The 19081-nt window shown below is 64.0% G+C and carries 15 protein-coding genes; 9 read left to right on the forward strand and 6 right to left on the reverse strand.

The window, feature by feature from the left end; genetic code table 11:
* The first annotated feature begins 41 nt into the window (after positions 1 to 41).
* Entirely contained in the window at positions 42 to 1154 is a 1113-nt protein-coding gene (locus tag AC3WTE_RS30100) for an NDMA-dependent alcohol dehydrogenase (protein WP_492443110.1), read from the forward strand.
* Positions 1155 to 1500: 346 nt separating this feature from the next.
* Here the strand turns inward: AC3WTE_RS30100 and AC3WTE_RS30105 are convergent, their stop codons facing one another.
* Positions 1501 to 2382 carry a helix-turn-helix domain-containing protein gene (locus tag AC3WTE_RS30105; protein ID WP_492443111.1) on the reverse strand — a complete coding sequence of 294 codons (882 nt, stop codon included), beginning with the start codon at positions 2380 to 2382 and terminating at the stop codon, positions 1501 to 1503.
* Between the two features lie 256 nt (positions 2383 to 2638).
* On the opposite strand from AC3WTE_RS30105, the gene AC3WTE_RS30110 reads away from it, so the two are divergent.
* The 6 genes from AC3WTE_RS30110 to AC3WTE_RS30135 all read left to right on the forward strand — a co-directional run bounded on the left by AC3WTE_RS30110 (position 2639) and on the right by AC3WTE_RS30135 (position 10727).
* Entirely contained in the window at positions 2639 to 4270 is a 1632-nt protein-coding gene (locus AC3WTE_RS30110) for a flavin-containing monooxygenase (RefSeq protein WP_492443112.1), read from the forward strand.
* Complete coding sequence (locus AC3WTE_RS30115; protein ID WP_492443113.1) at positions 4267 to 5328, forward strand: alpha/beta fold hydrolase; 1062 nt, start codon at positions 4267 to 4269, stop codon at positions 5326 to 5328. The genes AC3WTE_RS30110 and AC3WTE_RS30115 overlap by 4 nt, the downstream gene beginning before the upstream one ends.
* Before the next feature lie 196 nt (positions 5329 to 5524).
* Entirely contained in the window at positions 5525 to 6388 is an 864-nt protein-coding gene (locus AC3WTE_RS30120) for an arylamine N-acetyltransferase family protein (RefSeq protein ID WP_492443114.1), read from the forward strand.
* Positions 6389 to 6982: 594 nt separating this feature from the next.
* Complete coding sequence (locus AC3WTE_RS30125; RefSeq protein ID WP_492443115.1) at positions 6983 to 8248, forward strand: hypothetical protein; 1266 nt, start codon at positions 6983 to 6985, stop codon at positions 8246 to 8248.
* A gap of 107 nt (positions 8249 to 8355) precedes the next feature.
* Positions 8356 to 9756 carry a hypothetical protein gene (locus AC3WTE_RS30130; protein ID WP_492443116.1) on the forward strand — a complete coding sequence of 467 codons (1401 nt, stop codon included), beginning with the start codon at positions 8356 to 8358 and terminating at the stop codon, positions 9754 to 9756.
* Complete coding sequence (locus AC3WTE_RS30135) at positions 9753 to 10727, forward strand: Abi-alpha family protein (RefSeq protein ID WP_492443117.1); 975 nt, start codon at positions 9753 to 9755, stop codon at positions 10725 to 10727. Before AC3WTE_RS30130 ends, AC3WTE_RS30135 begins: the two co-directional genes overlap by 4 nt.
* Positions 10728 to 10792: 65 nt before the next feature.
* Here the strand turns inward: AC3WTE_RS30135 and AC3WTE_RS30140 are convergent, their stop codons facing one another.
* From AC3WTE_RS30140 to AC3WTE_RS30150, 3 genes are all read right to left on the reverse strand, one after another.
* On the reverse strand, positions 10793 to 11578 hold the full coding sequence (locus tag AC3WTE_RS30140; RefSeq protein ID WP_492443118.1) for a rhomboid-like protein: 786 nt from the start codon (positions 11576 to 11578) through the stop codon (positions 10793 to 10795).
* Positions 11579 to 11632: 54 nt separating this feature from the next.
* Complete coding sequence (locus AC3WTE_RS30145; RefSeq protein ID WP_492443119.1) at positions 11633 to 12979, reverse strand: bifunctional lysylphosphatidylglycerol flippase/synthetase MprF; 1347 nt, start codon at positions 12977 to 12979, stop codon at positions 11633 to 11635.
* Positions 12980 to 13252: 273 nt separating this feature from the next.
* Positions 13253 to 14530 carry an MCE family protein gene (locus AC3WTE_RS30150; protein ID WP_492443120.1) on the reverse strand — a complete coding sequence of 426 codons (1278 nt, stop codon included), beginning with the start codon at positions 14528 to 14530 and terminating at the stop codon, positions 13253 to 13255.
* A 394-nt stretch (positions 14531 to 14924) separates the two neighbouring features.
* Here AC3WTE_RS30150 and AC3WTE_RS30155 point away from each other — a divergent pair, with 394 nt between their 5' ends.
* Complete coding sequence (locus AC3WTE_RS30155; RefSeq protein WP_492443121.1) at positions 14925 to 15824, forward strand: ketopantoate reductase family protein; 900 nt, start codon at positions 14925 to 14927, stop codon at positions 15822 to 15824.
* A gap of 136 nt (positions 15825 to 15960) precedes the next feature.
* Here AC3WTE_RS30155 and AC3WTE_RS30160 read toward each other — a convergent pair whose 3' ends face one another.
* Together AC3WTE_RS30160 and AC3WTE_RS30165 are read right to left on the reverse strand one after the other, a co-directional pair.
* Positions 15961 to 16881: an SGNH/GDSL hydrolase family protein gene (locus AC3WTE_RS30160; protein WP_492443122.1), complete on the reverse strand. Its 921-nt coding sequence runs from the start codon at positions 16879 to 16881 to the stop codon at positions 15961 to 15963.
* A 144-nt stretch (positions 16882 to 17025) separates the two neighbouring features.
* On the reverse strand, positions 17026 to 18306 hold the full coding sequence (locus tag AC3WTE_RS30165; protein WP_492443123.1) for an MCE family protein: 1281 nt from the start codon (positions 18304 to 18306) through the stop codon (positions 17026 to 17028).
* A 416-nt stretch (positions 18307 to 18722) separates the two neighbouring features.
* Here AC3WTE_RS30165 and AC3WTE_RS30170 point away from each other — a divergent pair, with 416 nt between their 5' ends.
* Positions 18723 to 19010, forward strand: a complete 288-nt coding sequence (locus AC3WTE_RS30170) for a hypothetical protein (RefSeq protein WP_492443124.1) — start codon at positions 18723 to 18725, stop codon at positions 19008 to 19010.
* Positions 19011 to 19081: the final 71 nt, after the last annotated feature.

Genomic DNA, 19081 nt, shown 5'->3' on the forward strand with positions numbered 1-19081 from the left:
TCGTCCATACCTATCGAACCAACCAGCATGGAGGGCAGATCATGAAGACCAGGGCAGCGGTGCTACTGGAAGCGGGCAAGCCGTTCGAGATCATGGAATTGGAGCTGGACGGCCCCGGCCCCGGCGAGGTGCTGATCAAGTACACGGCGGCGGGACTGTGTCATTCGGATCTGCATCTGACCGACGGAGATCTGCCGCCGCGGTATCCGATTGTGGGCGGCCACGAAGGCTCTGGAATCGTCGAAGAGGTGGGGCCGGGCGTCACCAAGGTCAAGCCGGGTGACCACGTGGTGTGCAGTTTCATCCCCAACTGTGGGACATGCCGGTACTGCGCGACCGGTCGACAGAATCTGTGTGACATGGGCGCCACCATCTTGGACGGGTGCCTTCCCGACGGCACCTTCCGCTTTCATTCCGGCGGAACAGATTTCGGCGCGATGTGCATGCTGGGCACGTTCGCCGAGCGGGCCACCATCTCGCAGCACTCAGTGGTCAAGATCGACGAATGGCTGCCGCTCGAGACCGCGGTGCTCGTCGGCTGCGGGGTGCCCACAGGTTGGGGCACCGCAAACTACTCGGGCGGCGTGCGCGCCGGCGATACTGTGGTCATCTACGGCATCGGCGGGATCGGCATCAACGCGGTGCAGGGTGCGGTGCACGCCGGGGCAAAGTACGTGGTCGTCGTGGACCCTGTCGCGTTCAAACGCGACATGGCGGCCAAACTCGGTGCGACGCATGCATTCAGCTCAGCCGAGGAGGCTGCGGCCAAGATCACCGAACTCACGTGGGGCCAGGGTGCCGATCAGGCACTGATCACCGTCGGCACCGTCGACGAGGATGTGGTCAGCGCCGCCTTCGCCGCGGTCGGCAAGGGCGGCGTCGTGGTGATCACCGGGATGGCAGACCCCGCCAAACTCACAGTGCACATCTCGGGTCTCGAGATGACGCTGTACGAAAAGACGATCAAGGGAAGTCTTTTCGGCTCGGCCAATCCGCAATACGACATCGTCCGACTGCTGCGTCTCTACGATGCGGGGCAACTCAAACTCGACGAACTCATCACCCGCCGCTACACCCTGGAGGAAGTCAACCAGGGCTACCAAGACCTCCGCGATGGCAAGAACATCCGCGGCATCATCGTGCACAACAACTGACACCGCACGAACGTCCCCGGGTCACGCTCCAAGCACCGCACACGTGCCTGGTCTTTTGGCCCGCGCCCGAACGAGCCCAGGCGTTCTCACCCACTGCCGGGGTGTCCACGTGGCCTTCGCACGTGGGCACCCCGGCATGGTCTGTCACGACTGAACGCTATGCGGCAGTCCCCGCGACTCTCGCCCGCCACGCCTCGTCGTTTCCCGAATCCTTTGGGCCAGCAGGGAACACGCGTGCCGCGCTTGACTCCGATGCCGGCGGGAGGCGGTGGCCGATTGGGCCGATTTCGCTGCTGCCGGAGTCGATTTCGGCTTCGGCAAGGTTCAGCCGATCTCACCGATCGGGCTATCGGTGGTTACGGTACTGACCCGGAGTCATGCCGACGTACCTGTTGAACACGCGCGTCATGTGGCTCTGATCGGAGAATCCACAGCGGGTGGCGATGTCCAGCAGCGGTGCGCTCGTTCGAGTGACCAGCATCTTGGCACGTTCGACGCGCTGGCGCAGGACGAAGTCGTGCGGGCTGGTTCCGGTGGACTGACGGAATCGGCGGGCAAAATGGAACCGGCTCAGCGACACCGCTGCGGCGAGACCATCGAGGGTGATGGGTTCGCCGAGATGAGCTTCGACATAGTCGTACACTGTGCGCTGCTGCGCGAAGCTCAGACCGTCGGCGCCGCCGGTATGACGAAACACCACATCGGCATGGCTGCGCAGGATATGCACGCAAAGCTGAGTCGACAGTGACTCGACCAGGAGCCGACTGCCGGTGCCACCGCGGGCGGCTTCGGTGGCGATGGCGATAACGGTGCGGAACACGGCTGGGTCATCGGCGCGAACCTCGTCGCGCAGTTGCACGTCGTCGATGTCTTGGTCGTACATCTGCCGGCAGGTGGTGGCCAGTTCGTCGCGCGTGAGGTAGACGTGCACGACTTCGATATCGCTGGACCACAGCCAATGGGAGGCCGCCGCACGGGTCAAAAGCGACACATCGCCCGGCCGCAAGGTCTCGTTGATCCATTCCCCATCGACACGGCGCCGCATCCCGGTGGTGCCCCGGTGGTAAGCCACCACCATGAAATCGCGTATCGGCGGCACTTCGACGTCCGAGCTGCGGTATCGGTAACCGCGCACCGACAGCCCCTGCCAACCGTCGGGATTGTGCACGGTCAACTGTCCGGGCACCCACGTCGGGAGCTGATCCGGAACGATCAGACCTGCAGGCATCGGACTCCTCTCTCGAAACAAACTGGCACCGGACGCTACGTCGAGTATGCGCTGCGTGTCCCAGCTCACATTCAGATCGAGCAGGATCGTCCAACTCCTGAGCACACGCATTCCATTGCCGGCTGATCGCGCACATCTGTTCCAGCCCTCGGCTCGGATGTTCAAGCTCCATCTGCCACCGCGCTGCCATCGTGGCCGCCCAGGGGTACGGACCGGCTCAGCCACGGTCCGGTGAACACCGAGAGAGGAACCAAACATGAACGCTGCAACCGACTACGACGCCGTCGTCATCGGCGCCGGGTTCTCCGGCATGTACATGCTGCACCGACTGCGCGACCAGATGGGCCTGTCGGCCCGGGTGTTCGAGGCCGGTGCCGGCGTCGGCGGAACCTGGTACTGGAACCGATACCCCGGCGCGCGCTGCGACTCGGAGAGTTACATCTACTGCTACTCCTTCGACAAAGACCTGTGGATGGAATGGGAATGGAGTGAGCGCTATCCGGAGCAACACGAGATTCTGAGCTATCTCGAACACGTAGCGGACCGGTTCGACCTACTGCGCGACATCCAGTTCGACACCCGCATCACCACTGCGACGTACGACGAGAACACCGAGACCTGGACGGTGACGACCGCCGGTGGTGAATCGGTTACCGCGCGGTTCGTCATCGCGGGGACCGGCTGCTTGTCGGCATGGAACGATCCGAGCTTCCCCGGCATGGATGTGTTCGAGGGCGAGACGTACGACACCGGCAAGTGGCCGCACGAGAAAGTCGACTTCACCGGCAAGCGGGTCGCCGTCATCGGCAACGGGGCGAGCGGGATCCAGTCGACACCGCTGATCGCCCAGGAGGCCACCGACCTCACGGTGTTCCAGCGCACCGCCAGCTATATCGTGCCGGCCAAGAATCAAGCGGTACCCGCTGAAGTACGCGAGGCACGTAAGGATGACTACGAAGGCATCTGGGAACGGGTCCGCAATTCCAACTTCGGCTTCGAATTGGACTTCCTGGACCGCAATGCCGAGGACTGCACGCAAGAGGAAGTCGACGCAGAGCTGCAACCCCGTTGGGATGCAGGCGGTTTCGGAATCTGGCTGGGTGGGTTCGAAGACCAGTTCTATACCGAGGAAGCGAACGCCAAGATCCGCGACTTCCTCGATCGAAAGATCCGCGAGCGGGTCAACGATCCCGAGACGGCCGAACTGCTCGTCCCCAAGGGATATGCCTATGGCTGCAAACGCAATCCCCTCGACAGCGGCTACTACGAAACTTTCAACCTGCCGCATGTCCACCTGGTCGATGTGAAGTCAAATGCAATCGCACGCCTGACCCCGAAGGGTTTGGCGCTCGCTGACGGCACCGAGTACGAGTTCGATGCCATCGTCTTCGCGACCGGCTTCGACGCGATGACGGGTGCGCTGAACCGCATCGATATCCGCGGCCGGTCCGGTGACCTGCTCCGCGACAAGTGGGCCGCGGGCCCGCGTACATATCTGGGGTTGATGAGCGCGGACTACCCAAATCTGTTCACCATCACCGGGCCGCAGAGCCCGTCGGTGTTGTCGAACATGCCGGTGTCGATCGAACAGCATGTCGAGTACATCTCACGCATCATCAGCCATATGGACGAGATCGAGGCCGCAACCATCGAGCCCACGGTCGAAGCCGAAAACGCATGGGTTCAGCACAATCAGGAACTTGCCGAGCAGACCCTGTTCCCGCAGGCAGCCACGTGGTACACCGGCGCCAACGTCCCCGGCAAACCCCGGATCTTCATGCCCAGCCTGGACTTCGTGGGTCCGTACCGCGCGATCTGCGACGAGATCGCCGAGGACGGCTTCCGCGGCTTCCAGTTCGAGAGCAAGAAAGTGCAGGCTCTCGCATGATCGAGAACCCGTTCTACAGCCACGAATTTCACGGCGACTACGAACTGATCAGCATCGGCGAACTCGAACTCGAAGACGGCGGCGCCATCCCCGACTGTCAGCTGGCCGTGGCGACGTTCGGAACCTTGAACGGCGCCAAGGACAACGTCATCCTGATCACCACCTGGTACTCCGGCACCCACCAAATCTGGCGCGACACCTACATCGGGCCCGACCACGCCCTCAATCCCGAGAAATACTTCATCATCTGCGTGAACCAGATCGGGTCGGGGTTGTCCACGTCGCCGCACAACGCCTCCGGCGTGAACGCCGATATCGCCATGTCGAAGTTTCCACCAGTCCGCATCGGCGACAACGTCGTCGCCCAGGAACGGTTGTTACGGCAGCACTTCGGGATCGACCGGCTGGCGCTGGTCGTCGGCGGTTCGATGGGCGCGCAGCAGACCTATGAATGGGCGGTGCGCTTTCCCAAAAAAGTGCTGCGCGCCGCCGCGATCGCCGGGACCGCGCAGAACACACCGGGTGACTTCTTGTTGGCCGAGATCATGCGGGAGGCGCTTCAATCCGATCCGGCCTGGTCGGGCGGCGAGTACACCTCCCATACCGACGTCGTGAACGGGTTGACCCGTCAGGCCCACATCTGGTCGGTGGTGGGGTTCTCCACCGAATTCTGGAAGCAGGAGATCTGGCGCGCACTCGAATTCGATTCCAGGGAAGCGTTTCTCGCCGGATTCCTGGAGCCCTACTTCACCGCAATGGATCCCAACAACCTGCTGACGCAGTCATGGGCATGGCAGCGCGGCGACGTGGCGCGCCACACCGGTGGCGATCTGGCTGCCGCGCTCGGGCGGATCACCGCCAAGACGTTCGTCATGCCGATCGACGAGGATCAGCTGTTCCCGGTACGAGACTGCAAGCCCGAGCAGGAGCTGATCGCCGGCAGCGAACTGCGGGTGATCGAAGACATCGGCGGGCACCTCGGGCTGTTCGGTCTTGCGCCCACTTATATGGCCCAGATCGATCGCCACCTCGCTGAGCTGCTCGACGCTCCGGCTTGACCCCGCGCAATGGCCAGTTATTACCCGCCATCACCGAAAGGCGTGTGATAACTGGCCATTGGCATTCGCAGATCAGTGTGAGGTCGACGAGCGGATCGAACAGGTATCGCTCAACGCCTTGTTAACGAACGACAACCGCCTTGGCTTGGATGCGCACTCTGGCTGAGCTCAGTAGGTCTCTGGCTATCGTGGGGCTGTGACCACTTGGCATGGCGATGAACTCGATCTTGACGCCTACCTGACGCGCATCGGGTTCGATGGCGAGCGTGTCGCGACGGCCCAGACTCTGGCATCCCTGCACCGCGCCCACACCACGTCGATTCCCTTCGAGAATCTCGAGATCATGCTCGGCCGGCCGATCGTCCTCGATCTGGATACCTTGCAGAACAAGCTGATTCGGCACAGGCGCGGTGGCTACTGCTACGAGCACGTGACGGTGTTCGCGGCGGCACTGGAGCGACTGGGGTTCCGGTTCACCGCGCTCGCCGGGCGCGTCACCCTGGGCGCGGACTCCATGCGGCCGCGGACCCACTCATTGATCGTCGTCGAATTCGACGACGATCAGCGCTGGCTGTGCGATGTCGGATTCGGCCGCGGTCCACTCGAACCGATCGAGCTCACCGCCGGTAACGAGGTCGACCAAGACGGGTGGCAGTTGCGACTGTCCCGTGCACCGCTCGGCGCCGACACCGAGGTACTGCACCCGGATGTGTGGACGTTGTGGCAACGGTCGAGCGTGGGTGGCGAAATCACATGGCTCGACAGGCACGTCTTCACGCTCGATCCGCAGTACCCCGTCGACTTCGCAGTAGGCAACCATTACGTGTCGACCTCGCCGAGATCGCCGTTCACCACCCGTCCGTTCGTCCAGCGATTCGTCGCCGACGTCCAGCATGTCCTTGACGGCACCACCTGGACCACAACGCATCCCGACGGATCGTGCTCCACACGTGTGGTCGAGATCGGCGATGTGCCCGCCTTGTTGGCCGACACCTTCGGCACCGAACTGTCCGACGACGACAGTGCGGTCCTCGTTGACTGGATGCGCGCACGCCTCTAGCACCCACGTCCGTGGGGTGACCCATCCACTCGGGTCGTGGCTCCGAATCCACTCTTGAGTTCATTCGTGGTTCGGGAAGGTGCCGAGTGTGTTAGACAGCGTGAAAGACGGCACTACCGTTCGTGTCCTGCGTTCAGCCACACTCACCACCGGTAGGCGATGATGCGACTTCTGAGATTGCCTGGGACGGTGCTGACCGCGGGTATCGCCCTTATTGTCTTCGCGCCGGGGCCGGCGTTCGCTGACTCGGAGCCGTCGGGCACGACCGGTCCACACGAGTCCGAACACTCAGCGATCAGTACGCGACCCTCCACGCTCAGTACTCGCGCGCAGCCCGAGCGGGATGTCCCCGCCCGCGCGGACGACAGGCGCGAACTGCACTCTCACAACTCGTCTGTCCCCGCTGCCACGAAGTCACGATCGAAGCACGCAGGCCCGACGGACCGGGATGAACGATCAACAGCTCCCGCCGCTTCTGAAGCGACCCCATCACCGGCCGAGGCATCCCGGTCCAGCAGGCTGACGGTCTCGCGCGCCGCCAAGTTGCCGGACACATCCAAGCCGCCATCTCCTGTTGAAATAACGCCCGCCGAGATGCGGTCCGTTGAGCCCCCCGCCGAGAACGCGCCGGCCTCCACGTCCGCGAATATCGCGAAATCCGATACTGCGCACGCTCAGCTGCCGCGCACCGCCAAAGTTGTCGTGCCGGTGGCGCGGCCGGAGTCGACACTCGCCGCGGTCCCGGTGACCTCCAGCTCCATGACAACCGCGCAGGCCCACGCAGTAGCGGCGAGCGCCCCGGCCCCCGCACCGACGTTGCTCGGTGTCGTCACCGGGCTCATTTTCGGCGCGTTCACCCAACTGGAACGACTGCTCACAGGTCCCCCTACTGTGCCCGCCGGGAGCTCGGTCACGGTGCGCAGTTCCACACTGGAGATCGCGGCAGGCGTCGTCGTACCAGCGGATTGGTACTTCCCAGCCGGTGACCCACCCGAGCGGATGATCCTGCTGCAGCACGGTTTCTTCGCGATCGGCCCGATGTACAGCGACACCGCGGCAACGCTGGCCGAGGACACCCACAGCGTCGTCGTAGTTCCGACGCTGACATCCAACCCGTTCGCCGACGGCGGGCTGTGGGTCAACGGCGTAGGTATGCAGCAGGCGATCGCCAGATTGTTCGTTGGCGACCGCACGGCGCTGACCGCCAGTGCAATGGCAGCCGGCTATGACAGGCAGTACGGCCTACCCACCGGAGCTGCTCTGCTGCCGGAGCAGTTTGCGCTGGCGGGCCATTCCGCCGGCGGCGCACTCGTATCCGGCGCCGCGGGCTACTTGGTGAGCTACGGCGCGGCAGGCGACCTGGCCGGTGTGTTGTTGTTGGACGCCGTCACCACCGGCGACCAACTGTCGGGTGCGCTGGACAAACTCAACGCCTACCAGCAACAAAGCGGCCGCTACATCCCGGTCCGGGAAATCGGGTCACCACCCAATCTGTGGAACTTCATCAGCAATGTCGACATGGCGTTGTCCCAGGCTCGGCCTGACCATTTCGGCGGTGTCGTGCTGTCCGGTGGCGTGCACACCGATTCGATGGGCGGTGGCAGCGCGGTCAGTGAATTCCTCGTACGCCTGGTCGCCGGTTTCCCACTAACCCAGAATTCACTGGCGCTCAGGCAATTGTCCGCGCAGTGGCTGGGCGATTGGTTCGCCGGGAACACCAGCGCCGGCGACAACCTGGTGCCCGGCACCACCCTCACCATCACCACCGCAGACGGGACGGCCGTCGGCACCGTGATCGGCGCACCTGCGCCCGAACCTACGTCGGTAGCGCCGAACGAAACCGTCCTGACTGCCTCATGACGGACTCTGCGCAATGCCTGGTGTTCTGATCAGAGTCCCCCGCCTCGTGCAGCACGGCTCAAGTCGCGGTCTGGCATCGCTTCAACCGCTAATGTGCACTCGCACAGGTGACCGGCCATCTTCGCCGGCGAATCACCGTTGCTCGACGAAAGGCGGTGAGGACGACGCTCAGCGAATTCTGGAGTTGGCTGGTCAATCGTGACTGGACGTTGAGCCAGATCCGCACCCCAATGGAGTGGTTCGCATTCCTGAGCATCCCGTTGTTCACCGCAGTAATCGGCTGGCTCATCAACTGGACCGGCCTGATCATGCTGTTCTACCCGGTCAACTTTCACGGGTACAAAATCCCGGGGATGGCAGAGCTGGCACGGCTGGCGCCGCACAAACTGCAGGAGATCCCCGGCGTACTGCAGGGCGGAGTGGGCTGGCAGGGCATCGTGCCGGCGCGCGCCGCCAAGATGGGCTCGATCGCGTCCGACAAGGCCATTGCCAAGCTCGGTACGCCCGCGGAGTTCTATCAGCAGCTCGAGCCCGAAAAGATCGCCGAGCACATCGTCAGGCTTTTCCGGGGCGAGATTCCCCAGCTCGTCGACGAAGTGATGGCCACCAACGACCCACAGTTCTGGCGCAACGTCCCCGCCGTCGGCAAACGCGCGATCGTCGCGCGGGTCCAGTCGCAGTTACCGGAGGTCGTGCAGTCGATCACCACCGAGATCGGCATCCACATCGACCAGCTACTCGACCCCAAGATCATGGTGATCGAGCACTTCCGGAAGAACCCCGACCTCGTCATCCGCGTCTTCAAGGACATCGGCCAGCGCGAACTCAACCTGATGGTGAACTTCGGCTTCATCTTCGGCTTCTTGCTGGGCGTCCCGGTCGCGTTCATCGACCACTGGTTCCATACGTGGTGGACGCTGCCGGCGCTCGGCGTGATCGTCGGCTGGATAACCAACGCACTCGGCATGTGGCTCATCTTCGAACCGACCGAACCGACCCGCTATTTCGGCATCAAGTTCCAGGGCTTGTTCCTGCAGCGGCAAGAGCAGGCCGCCGAGGTGTACGCCGGAATCATCGCCGACGACGTCATCACGCTGGAACGCATCGGCGACTTCCTGATCGACGGCCCGAGCGGCGACCGCACCCGCCAGATGATGGCCACCGCCCTGGGCCCGGCCATCGACCGGGCCGCCGGGCCGATCAGGCGCGCCGCGCGAGTAGCACTCGGAGCCCAGGCCTACGACTCGATCAAGGCCGGCTTTGCCGCCGAAGCAGTCGACCGGACGCTGACTCCGTTCAGGGACGAAGAGTTCTCGCGGGCCCAGTCAGGAAAGATCCGCGCATTGATCGCGCAACGCACCAAAGAACTTCCGCCATCGGACTTCGTCGAGATGCTGCGTTCAGCCATCAGGGAAGATGAGTGGATGCTCTACGCTCACGGCGCGATCATGGGCGCCGCAGGTGGCTTCCTGCACTACGGGATCTTCTTGGGACTTGGTGTCGCATGAGTGACGACCGAAATCGGCATTCCGGACGGCGCCAAGCCCAGTGGGGACCGTTCAGCGCCACGTTTTCTCCCCCACCGGAACCGTCGTCGTCGCTGCTGCCCACGGGCGCCGACATCGGCGAAGCACTGCCCGGTCTGGTTCGCCTGGCCGCCACAGCCTGGGTACGTACGGCGGAGTGGACTCTGGTTGCCGGGCTCAAAACAGGTCGCCGCGCACTCGAGATTGCCGCTGACCCGGCGTCAGCGGCCGACGCCGCACGCGAGCTGATATCCGGCGTCGCCCAGGCCGGCACAGTTTTCGGAGAGGTGGCCAAGGCCGTCTCCAACGGTGTCTCGGTCTCACAGGCCGTCGTCGAGGTCAGTGCCTCGCTCACCGAAACTGTGACGACGCACGAAGTCTCGTATCGGCAGGAGGCGGAGGAAGAGCGTCAGCGCAAGATGGAGCAGTCGTTGCGCGCCCAGGGGCAGGCGCTGCTGAACCGCTCGCGCGACGTGTGGAACACCGAGCGCGGTCACCCGGCCTACGCCCGCATCCTCGAGGAGATGGCGCCCGATGAGGCCCGCATCCTGCTGTTGCTCCTGCGCGGCGGACCCCAGCCGGCTGTCGACATCCGTACGGGTGGCCCCATCGGCGTGGTGTCCTCGAGGCTGGTGGCTCCGGGCCTCAACATGATCGGCCCGCGGGCTGGGGTGCGGTACCTGGATCAGGTCCCCGCCTACCTCAACAATCTGTTCCGGTTGGGACTGATCTGGTTCTCGCAGGAGCAACTTCGCGACCCGCTCGAATACCAGGTAGTCGAGGCGCAACCGGACGTGCTGGCCGCGATGCACTCAGTGCGTGCGCACAAGGTCGTCCGCCGCTCGATCCACCTCACGCCGTTCGGCATCGACTTCTGCCGCGCCTGCCTGGTGTCCGAGAACGAAGACATCGCCGTCCTACCCGAACATCAGGCGCCGAACGTCATCGACTGAGCGACTCCTGCGTCCGGAGCGTTGTTGCCGCCGCCGTCGGGCTATCTGGCTGACCCCGCGAGCAGTCAGCCGCGCCCACCATCCGATCGGGTTGGGCGTGCGACGTCCCACCACCGGCCGGCCGACCACCCCGCCAACGCGACGGCAGCGGCGGCCGGCAGGGCGATCGGTGTAGCGGGAAAAAAGACGCCGACGAGCATGAGCAGACCAAAGGCGACGCCAACGGCCAGCATCGCCCTCCGGTGCGGAGTCCAGCGGACATCGGCTTGCAGACGCAGCGACAGCAGCATGCCGAGCAACAGCGAGACCGCATGGCCCACCGCGGTGAAGTCGCCGTGCGAGACCACGACGACAACCACGGCAATGGTGGACCAGCCACCGACCCAGGCCGGTCGCCAACGCGTCGGCATCGCCGCGGTGAGCATGCCGAGGACGGAGACGGCTCCGTAGCTCAGGCCCACGTCGCTGGCCTCGGTGGTGGAGACCGGCAGCCATTGGCATTCAACTGCGACGGCCAGCCCCGCGGCGACAACCAAAGTGGCACCCAGATGTCCAAGCACAAACGCCTGCACGAGCCGGCGACTGCGCCACATCAGTTCGGCCAGAGCGAGTAGACACACCAGTCCGGGAAGGATCAGGTAGGTCTCACCCTCGGCGGTGACGAAGGCGCTCGCAAACAGCGTCCCGAGCCGACCCTGTGCCAAGTTATGGAGATTGGTGCTGAGCTGACTTACCACCATGTCCTGGGCACGCCGACCAAGTGCGAGCAACACGGTCGCGATGACGAACAGCGCAGTCGCGTAGACGGCAGTGACGCGCACGCTGAGCAGAGCGGAGATGGTCCTCGACATTGCTAGCGAGGATACCGACGGTTTCTGCGCCCTGGCAGAGACGATTCAGCGGCCTCATGACTGGCGGCCATCCGGCGAGTCGTCAGATGCGGGTTCTGCTGAGTGCTGGCACTGTGGCAGCCGCCGGCGGTGGGGCCAAAACTCGAGGGTGAGGAGGATCGCCAGCGCGGGCGCCAGGTGTCTCAACGCGAGGAGCACATACCGCTGCTCGCCCAGTGCGTGATACTTGCGCAGATAGCGATAGAGCGACTCGAGGCGAATCAGCGCGTCGCCCGCGTGGATGAGGGCAGCGAGGAACCGCTGCACAACGCCACGGTTGCGGTCGTCGAAGATCTCCGGAAAAGCGGCGAACGCGAGCGAGACGCGCTCGGCTCCACGCTTTCTGGCCCAGTCGATCATGTCGACGGTGAGTCGCTCGTCGATGCCATTCACAGCGCCTCGTCGCCGCCACGGCACGTCCAGCGACACGTCGCTATAGCCGCCGGCGACGGCATAACGGTGGAACGCCTGCACCCGTCCCGAGCGGTCGCGACCGATCGCCAGGAAGATGCCGGGCTGACGTCCTTCCAGGGTTCCGTCGAGGATCATCGAGAACCCGCGCTCGGTGCGCACACCTGCGTGCGAGGACTCCATGACTTCGAGCAGTTCAGCCAATGTGGCGTCGTCGAGATCGCTCTCGGCAACTACCTCGGTGCGCACGGCGGCATTGTGTGTACGCCGCACGGCCTGCCGGAGATTGCGGAACCGGCGACCGGTCATATCAAAGCCCGCCACGTCGATCACCACGTCACGGCCGATGGGAATCGCACGCAACCGAGGACGGACGCCTGCGATCTCGGTCCAGGCCGCCACCCGCCGTTCGCTACAGCCGAGCACCAGGATTCGCCAACCATGCTCATCGCACATCGCGATGAAGTCCGCGATCAACCGCCCGAACACACTTGGGTCACCGATCGGATCGCCGCTGACCACCGCGAACCCCATGCGTACGCGGTACGCCAGCATCGCCGATCCGTCGGCGTTGAAGAACTTGTGCTTAAGGGAATGCATCGTGAATGGTGCTAGGGCGTCGCCCTGCGTCACTTCGACCAGAGACGACACCCGTGGCAGCGCATCGGGTCGGGGGCCTGCGCCCAGAGGCCACATCAACACCCACCCGGCCGAGGCCACAAGCACGTCACCGAGGACTCCATATGACAACGCATGTACGACCAGCCCGGCCGCCAGGACGGCGGAGGCCGCTAGCGCGTGCGGAACAGTCACCGGCCGGCCCAGAAAGATGCCACGCGCCAGCAACGCGACGGCGGCGAGGATGGTCAGCGACCAGGACAACCGCCCATTGGTCTGCCAGATGCCGTGGTGCCGATCGTGCTCCAGGAACAGCACCACGAGCGCAGACACTACGAGGATCAGCCCCGCGTATGCCCGCCTCGCTCGGACTAGCTCCGGCTTTATCCACGAGTGGTCGCCTTTGCGAACTCCGCGCATGGTCGTCGACTGATGCATAAGCGAGGGATAACCTCCAGCCACTTCGTCAAACGTCCGCGCGAACGTGGTTCGAGCAGTGGTGGATCAGCTGGATCGTGCGCCTCTGTCGCGCCGCACCGACTAGGTCGCGGCCGCCGGAGTCATCGGTTACGCGTCGCTCTCATGGTCAGTCGGACGACACGTGGGTCATGGGTTGATCGTGTTCTCCCCGTCTTGACGACCCCAGACGTATTCGGACGCGAACGGCGAACCGAGACCGAAGTGGTTGTACGGCGCGATCGACGCGCCAGTGTCCATCACCATGTACGGCATCGGCCAGGCGTCCTTGGTGACCGTCCAGCAACCCGGGCGGCCCATCGGACCACCGGAGGCGTTGATCCGCGGGAGGTTGTCCGGGTAGACGTACTGGTTGGCCGCGCCGACCAATTCCATGTTCATCGCCAGCGAGTAGCCGTTGCCGCCCAGGCCCTTGGCCGCGGCCGGCGCACCCGCGGCGAACCCGCGGAACAAACAGTCAAGCTCGGGGGCGTACTTGTCCAGCAGTGCCGAGGTCGGCAGCAGGTCCTGCGCACCGCGGACCAGGTACGGGCCGCCGCGCTCCAGAATGTCACCACCGGTGTTACCGAACCCGACCGCCGACATCAGCGCCTGATCGATGTTGCCGCGCTGATCATTCAGGGTGCGCTCGGTGGTCACGGCATTCTTGAGCCCGTCCCACAGATCCGGCGACGCCTTCGCGTAGACCTCGGTCAGGTCGGCCAGCGCCTTCGTGTCGTGCCGGAAGGTCGGCATCCGCTGATTCAGGTCCGCAAGAATGGTGTTGCCGTTGACCAACGACTGACCGAACTTCTCCCCCAGACCGTCGAGGGCCTGCGCGGCCGCCGTCAGCGTCTGGTTCAGCTTGATGGGGTCGACCTGCTCGGAGATCGCCGTGATGGTCTCGAACAACGTGTTGAACTCGGTGGTGACGCCGCTGGCGTTGATCACGTCACCACTTTTGAGGCGCCGGGGCGACGGGTTCGCCGGTGAGGTGAACGAGATGTACTTGTTGCCAAAGGCCGTGGTGGCCAACAGCTTCACGTCGACGTTCTTGGGCAGCAGGCCCAGGTACTGCGGGTCGACGTTGAGGACCAGCTTGGCTTGCGTGCGACCATCATCGCCGGTCTGGGCCTCAGCGGCCTTCAACCGGCCGATCGGCACGCCGTTATAGGTGACCTTGGAACCGGCATCCATCGACAATCCGGACCGGTCGTACATCACATACAGCTGAGCCTTGGTGTCGAAATAGCCTCGGAACTGGAACCACGTCAGCACCAGCACCAGCACCACGAACAGCACCAACCCCACCGCTGCCGCCCGGTACGGCGGACTCCGGTCGGGATTCAACGGGGCGTGGACCTGCCCCTCGGCAATCGGCGGTGGTGGCAACCCATCGACGTCTTCCGTCGAATTGGGATTCGCCATCGCACCTCCTTGCTGATTCGCTGGCGCCACGCGCCCCGTCATTAAACGCTGTATCGGGGGCTTGCCGAAACTTGTTCGCCCGCATGGTGTTCGGGCTCACATGCACCCGACTGGCGTGTCCGTCGTCACCCCCGGTTGAGGCGAGCGAGTTTATTGCGCGCTGATGCCCTCGATATCTCATGAATAGTCCCGCTGACGGCTCGCCTGGTGTCACGCACGGACCGCGCCCAAGCACCGGTGACTCTGGCCCCGGACAAATCAGCGCACGCGCAGCGATGAACCGCCGAGTGCTCGCCCATTACGACCGGATCCGGCCCGCAAGCGGGGATGATCTGATGAGTGGCAGCAGCGTCTTGACAGCTGTGGCGCAGTGTTCGACCTAGAAGGTGCCGGGATGCGGGTTTTGGTGGTCGGGGCAGGTGTCATCGGCAGTGTCTATGCCGCAAGCCTGCTCGCAGCAGGTCACACGGTGACGGTATGCGCGCGGGGACGCCGACTCGCAGAGTTGCATTCCGGCGGTCTGGTCCTGCAGGACGCCGCAACCGGTAGGTGTACCACCCAGAAGGTGGACGCCGTCGCGACACCTGATGGTGTGGCGTGCGACCTTGTGATTGTCGCGGTGCGCCGCGATCAGATGGTCAGCGCCGCTCGGCAATTGGCCGGTATGGAGGCGGCCGTGATGTTCTTCGGCAACGCCGCCGGCCTGACCCAGACCCTCACGGCGGCGGGAAAATCGACGATGTTCGGATTTCCGGCTGCCGCTGGGGTGCTCAACGATGCGGCGGTGCGGTTTGTGCCGATCCGCGCGCAAAAGACGATGGTGGCCGACTCGGATGGTCGACGATCAGCCCGGATACGCAACATTGCCCAGATGTTCGACTCTGCGGGGTTCGCGACAACTATCAGCACCGATCCCGAGGGGTGGCTGACCGCTCATGCTGCGTTCGTTGTACCGATTCAGCTGGCCTTGCGCCTTGTCGACGTCCGACCGAGCCGGCTGGCTGCTGACCGCGCGCTTCTCACGAAGATGGTGCGTGCTACCCGGCAGTCCTTCCGCGCTCTGCTGACCGCGGGTAATGCCGAGGTTCCCCGCAACCTGCGTGCGCTGTATCTCTTCATGCCAGAACGCTTCGCGCTGTGGTACTGGCGCAAGACCTTGAACGGCCCGCGCGGCGAGCTGTGGTTCGCCGCTCATACCCGCGCCGCGCCAGAAGAACTCAACTCGCTCGCGGAGGCGTTGCGCGCCGCTGTCGGTGCCAGCGCACCGGATCTAGATGCGTTGCTCACCAGTTGACGCGAACTGCCATCACATTTCGAATCCGCCCAAGGAACTGGCCCCAGGACGGAAATTGTGGCGTACAAGCGGTATTCGAAATTTCTCAGCCCACCGTGCACCTCAACGTGTGCGGTGACGATTTGTTTCCGCCCACTCAAATCTGCTTACCCCTCGGGAGGAATGGCGGCGCGCCCGGTGCGGGCCGCGGCGCGGTGTCGAGAAACCCCTGTACGAGATCGGCGACCAGCCGTCCGCTGCGGCTATTGAGGTGGATGCCATCACGGTGGAATCGCCAACCGTTCAGATGACCGATCTCGTCGTTGGTTTTACGTAAGACGAACTGACGCAGCGCGTCCCGGTAGAACGGCAAGAAGGTGAAACTGCTCAAAGCGCGCCCTGGGCTGGCGCAGATGAGCTCGGTGATGCGCTCGCAGACGGGCAGGTAGCTGACCCCATGCGCGTGTGCAATATTGCTGAGGACGCCACTGTAGTCCTTCACGTATCGGTTGAGGTCGGACTGAAAAGCGTTGGCCGACTCGGGGTCTTCGCCCATCGGGATCAGCGAACACAATCCGATCCGCGCCTCGGTGCCAGCTTTGAGGCGATCCACAATTTCATCCATGACGTCGCGGTACCACTGCGGCGAGGGCGACCGTGGAAGCTGTTTGGCCAGCCGGTCGAACCGAGCCACCTTCGTGGACAGTAAAGCCAGCACGTCATTGTTCCCCAGCAGGATCACCACGTAGTCGGGTCGGCAGCCGACAATTTCGGGGACGCGCTGCAGGCCGTTATAGGCGAGATCACCGCCCTCGGCGAACCGATAGAAGCTCAGATGGCTGTTGCGGGGGCGTTGGGCCAGGTTGGCGATCCAGTCGTAGCTGCCTCCGGCCTCGGTCGCGCTGGCGCCCAGACAAGCCACCAGATTGTGTCCCGTGCGCACTGTCGGGGGTCGACGCCGCTTTCGCGCAAAAACCCGCAGCACTCGAAACACCGCGCCCCACAAATAACCTGCAGCGCCGGCATTGACACGACGCCGCGTATTGTCGGATCCCGTCCGTGTTCGTGGCGCCGTCATGAATCCCTTTCTGTCCCTAGACACCAGCTTCAACGGCTGCAATCCCTGCTGCAACCTGTGGACTGGCGCTGGTTGTTCGCAAAGGATTCATTGAATCTGCGGTTGATGCTGCCTGGCCGCCAGGGCATTTGCGCCCTTCGCCAGTCATGGGTTGATGGTGTTCTCCCCGTCTTGACGGCCCCAGACGTATTCGGATGCAAATGGCGACCCCAGGCCGAAGTGGTTGTACGGCGCGATGGAGGCACCGGAATCGATCACGGTGTACGGAACGGGCCAGATATCGCTGGTCACCGTCCAGCAGCCGGGTCGCCCGTTCGGGCCACCGGAGGCATTGATCCTGGGGAGGTTGTCCGGATACACGTAGGGATTGGCGGCGCCGACCAATACGGTGTGCGTCGCCAGCGAGTAGCCGTTACCCCCGAGGCCGCGCGCGGCCTTGGGGTCGGCGGTGGCGTATTCCCTTATCGTGCAGTCCAGTTCGGGGCTGTACTTGTCGAGCAGCTGTGCGGTCGGCAGCAGGTCCTGGGCGCCCCGGGTCAGGTACGGACCACCTCGCTCGAAGATGTCGCCACCGGTGTTGCCGAACCCGACTGCCGCCACCAACGCCTGGTCCAGGTTGTTGCGCTGATCGTTGAAGGTACGGGCCGTGGTGACCGCGTTCGCCAGGCCGTCCCACAGATCAGGGGATGCGTCGGCGTACACCTGGGACAGGTCGGCGAAGGCTTTGATGTCATGCCGCAGTGAGGGCATCCGAGCGTTGACGTCACCCAGGATCTCGTTGCCGTTGACCAAGGACTGCCCGAACTTGTCGCCCAGCCCGTCGAGAGCCTCTGCCGCCGCGGTCAACGTCTGATTGAGTTTGATCGGATCCACCTGGGCGGAGATCGCGGTGATGGTCTCGAACAGCGTATTGAACTCAGTGGTGACGCCGCTGGCGTTGATCACGTCACCACTTCTGAGGCGCTGCGGCGACGGATTCGCCGGCGAGGTGAACGAGATGTACTTGTTGCCGAAGGCCGTGGTGGCCAGCAGCTTGACGTCCACATTGCTGGGCAGCAGGTCCAGGTACTGCGGATCAACGCTGAGGACAAGTTTGGCTTGTGGCTGGCCGTCATTCCCGAGCTGGGCCTCAGCGGCCTGCAGCCGGCCGATCGGCACCCCGTTGTAGGTGGCCTTGGAACCGGCATCCATCGACAACCCGGACCGGTTGTACACCACATACAGCGTGGCTTTGGTGTCGAAATAGCCTCGGAACTGGGACCACGTCAGCACCAGCACCAGCGCAAAGACCAGCACCATCGCCACCGCTCCCGCTCGGTACGGCGGGCTTCGGTCGGGGTTCAACGGGGCGTGCACCTGCCCCGGGGCGATGGGCGGCGGTGGCAATCCATCGAGGTCTTCCTCGTCAGAGTCGGGACCGGCCATTGCACCCCCCTTGCTGGCTCGCTCGCGCCAAGCGGCCCTGTCATTAAACGCCGTTATCGGGGCTGAGAGACACTTCTTGCCCTACCTGGTGTTCGGGCTCACATCGGCTCGGCTGACGGGGCGACTGAGGTCACGTACGGGTCTGAAGGCTTGGTGCCACCGGGTATGTCGCCGCCCCTACCGAGAGGATCAAGCGCGGAACGCGCATCGTTCAGGTCAGCACCAAGTTGTCGGCGGCGGTTTGCTGCAACGCCAATTTCCCAAGGCCCATACCCCCAATTCCCGACAGCCCCTCACAAGTCAGCAGTCAACCAAATCGGGTGCAGCGCCAGTCGTCAGCGTGACGCGAAAATGCAGGTCCGCGCCCATGCTCGATCCCCCGGCGTGCGGGCGAGATCCACATTATGTTGACGGACATGCTCAGAAGCGTCTGCATCCTGACCCTTGCCGTGAGTCTCGCCGGCTGCAGCCACCAGCACGATGCAGCAACTGACAATGCCACCTCCAGCCAGAAATCGGCCGAACAATTGGCATCACCGACCGCCAATCCAGATGCGACAACTGCAAATCACTCGCCAGACCAGAGTTTCCCCGGAACCATGAGCGTCACAATCGATGACGCCACGACGCCCGAAGCCATCAAAGGCCGAACGCTCATGCAGGACACTGGCCTGCTGACCAGCCTCGCCGACGACATCTGTTGACGACGGTCGAAAAGTAGGCCAGAAGCGACGGTGAAAAGTAGGCCACGTGGTCGTGGTTATTGTGCCGTGTT

The organism is Mycobacterium sp. FW102-FHT13B02, assembly GCF_058790275.1.

Excerpts from the sequence above, each read along its gene's own strand:
- AC3WTE_RS30100 (WP_492443110.1), top strand. The coding sequence starts at position 42 with ATGAAGACCAGGGCAGCGGTGCTACTGGAAGCGGGCAAGCCGTTCGAG.
- AC3WTE_RS30105 (WP_492443111.1), bottom strand. The coding sequence starts at position 2,382 with ATGCCTGCAGGTCTGATCGTTCCGGATCAGCTCCCGACGTGGGTGCCC.
- AC3WTE_RS30110 (WP_492443112.1), top strand. The coding sequence starts at position 2,639 with ATGAACGCTGCAACCGACTACGACGCCGTCGTCATCGGCGCCGGGTTC.
- AC3WTE_RS30115 (WP_492443113.1), top strand. The coding sequence starts at position 4,267 with ATGATCGAGAACCCGTTCTACAGCCACGAATTTCACGGCGACTACGAA.
- AC3WTE_RS30125 (WP_492443115.1), top strand. The coding sequence starts at position 6,983 with ATGCGGTCCGTTGAGCCCCCCGCCGAGAACGCGCCGGCCTCCACGTCC.
- AC3WTE_RS30135 (WP_492443117.1), top strand. The coding sequence starts at position 9,753 with ATGAGTGACGACCGAAATCGGCATTCCGGACGGCGCCAAGCCCAGTGG.
- AC3WTE_RS30140 (WP_492443118.1), bottom strand. The coding sequence starts at position 11,578 with ATGTCGAGGACCATCTCCGCTCTGCTCAGCGTGCGCGTCACTGCCGTC.
- AC3WTE_RS30150 (WP_492443120.1), bottom strand. The coding sequence starts at position 14,530 with ATGGCGAATCCCAATTCGACGGAAGACGTCGATGGGTTGCCACCACCG.
- AC3WTE_RS30155 (WP_492443121.1), top strand. The coding sequence starts at position 14,925 with ATGCGGGTTTTGGTGGTCGGGGCAGGTGTCATCGGCAGTGTCTATGCC.
- AC3WTE_RS30160 (WP_492443122.1), bottom strand. The coding sequence starts at position 16,881 with ATGACGGCGCCACGAACACGGACGGGATCCGACAATACGCGGCGTCGT.
- AC3WTE_RS30165 (WP_492443123.1), bottom strand. The coding sequence starts at position 18,306 with ATGGCCGGTCCCGACTCTGACGAGGAAGACCTCGATGGATTGCCACCG.
- AC3WTE_RS30170 (WP_492443124.1), top strand. The coding sequence starts at position 18,723 with ATGCTCAGAAGCGTCTGCATCCTGACCCTTGCCGTGAGTCTCGCCGGC.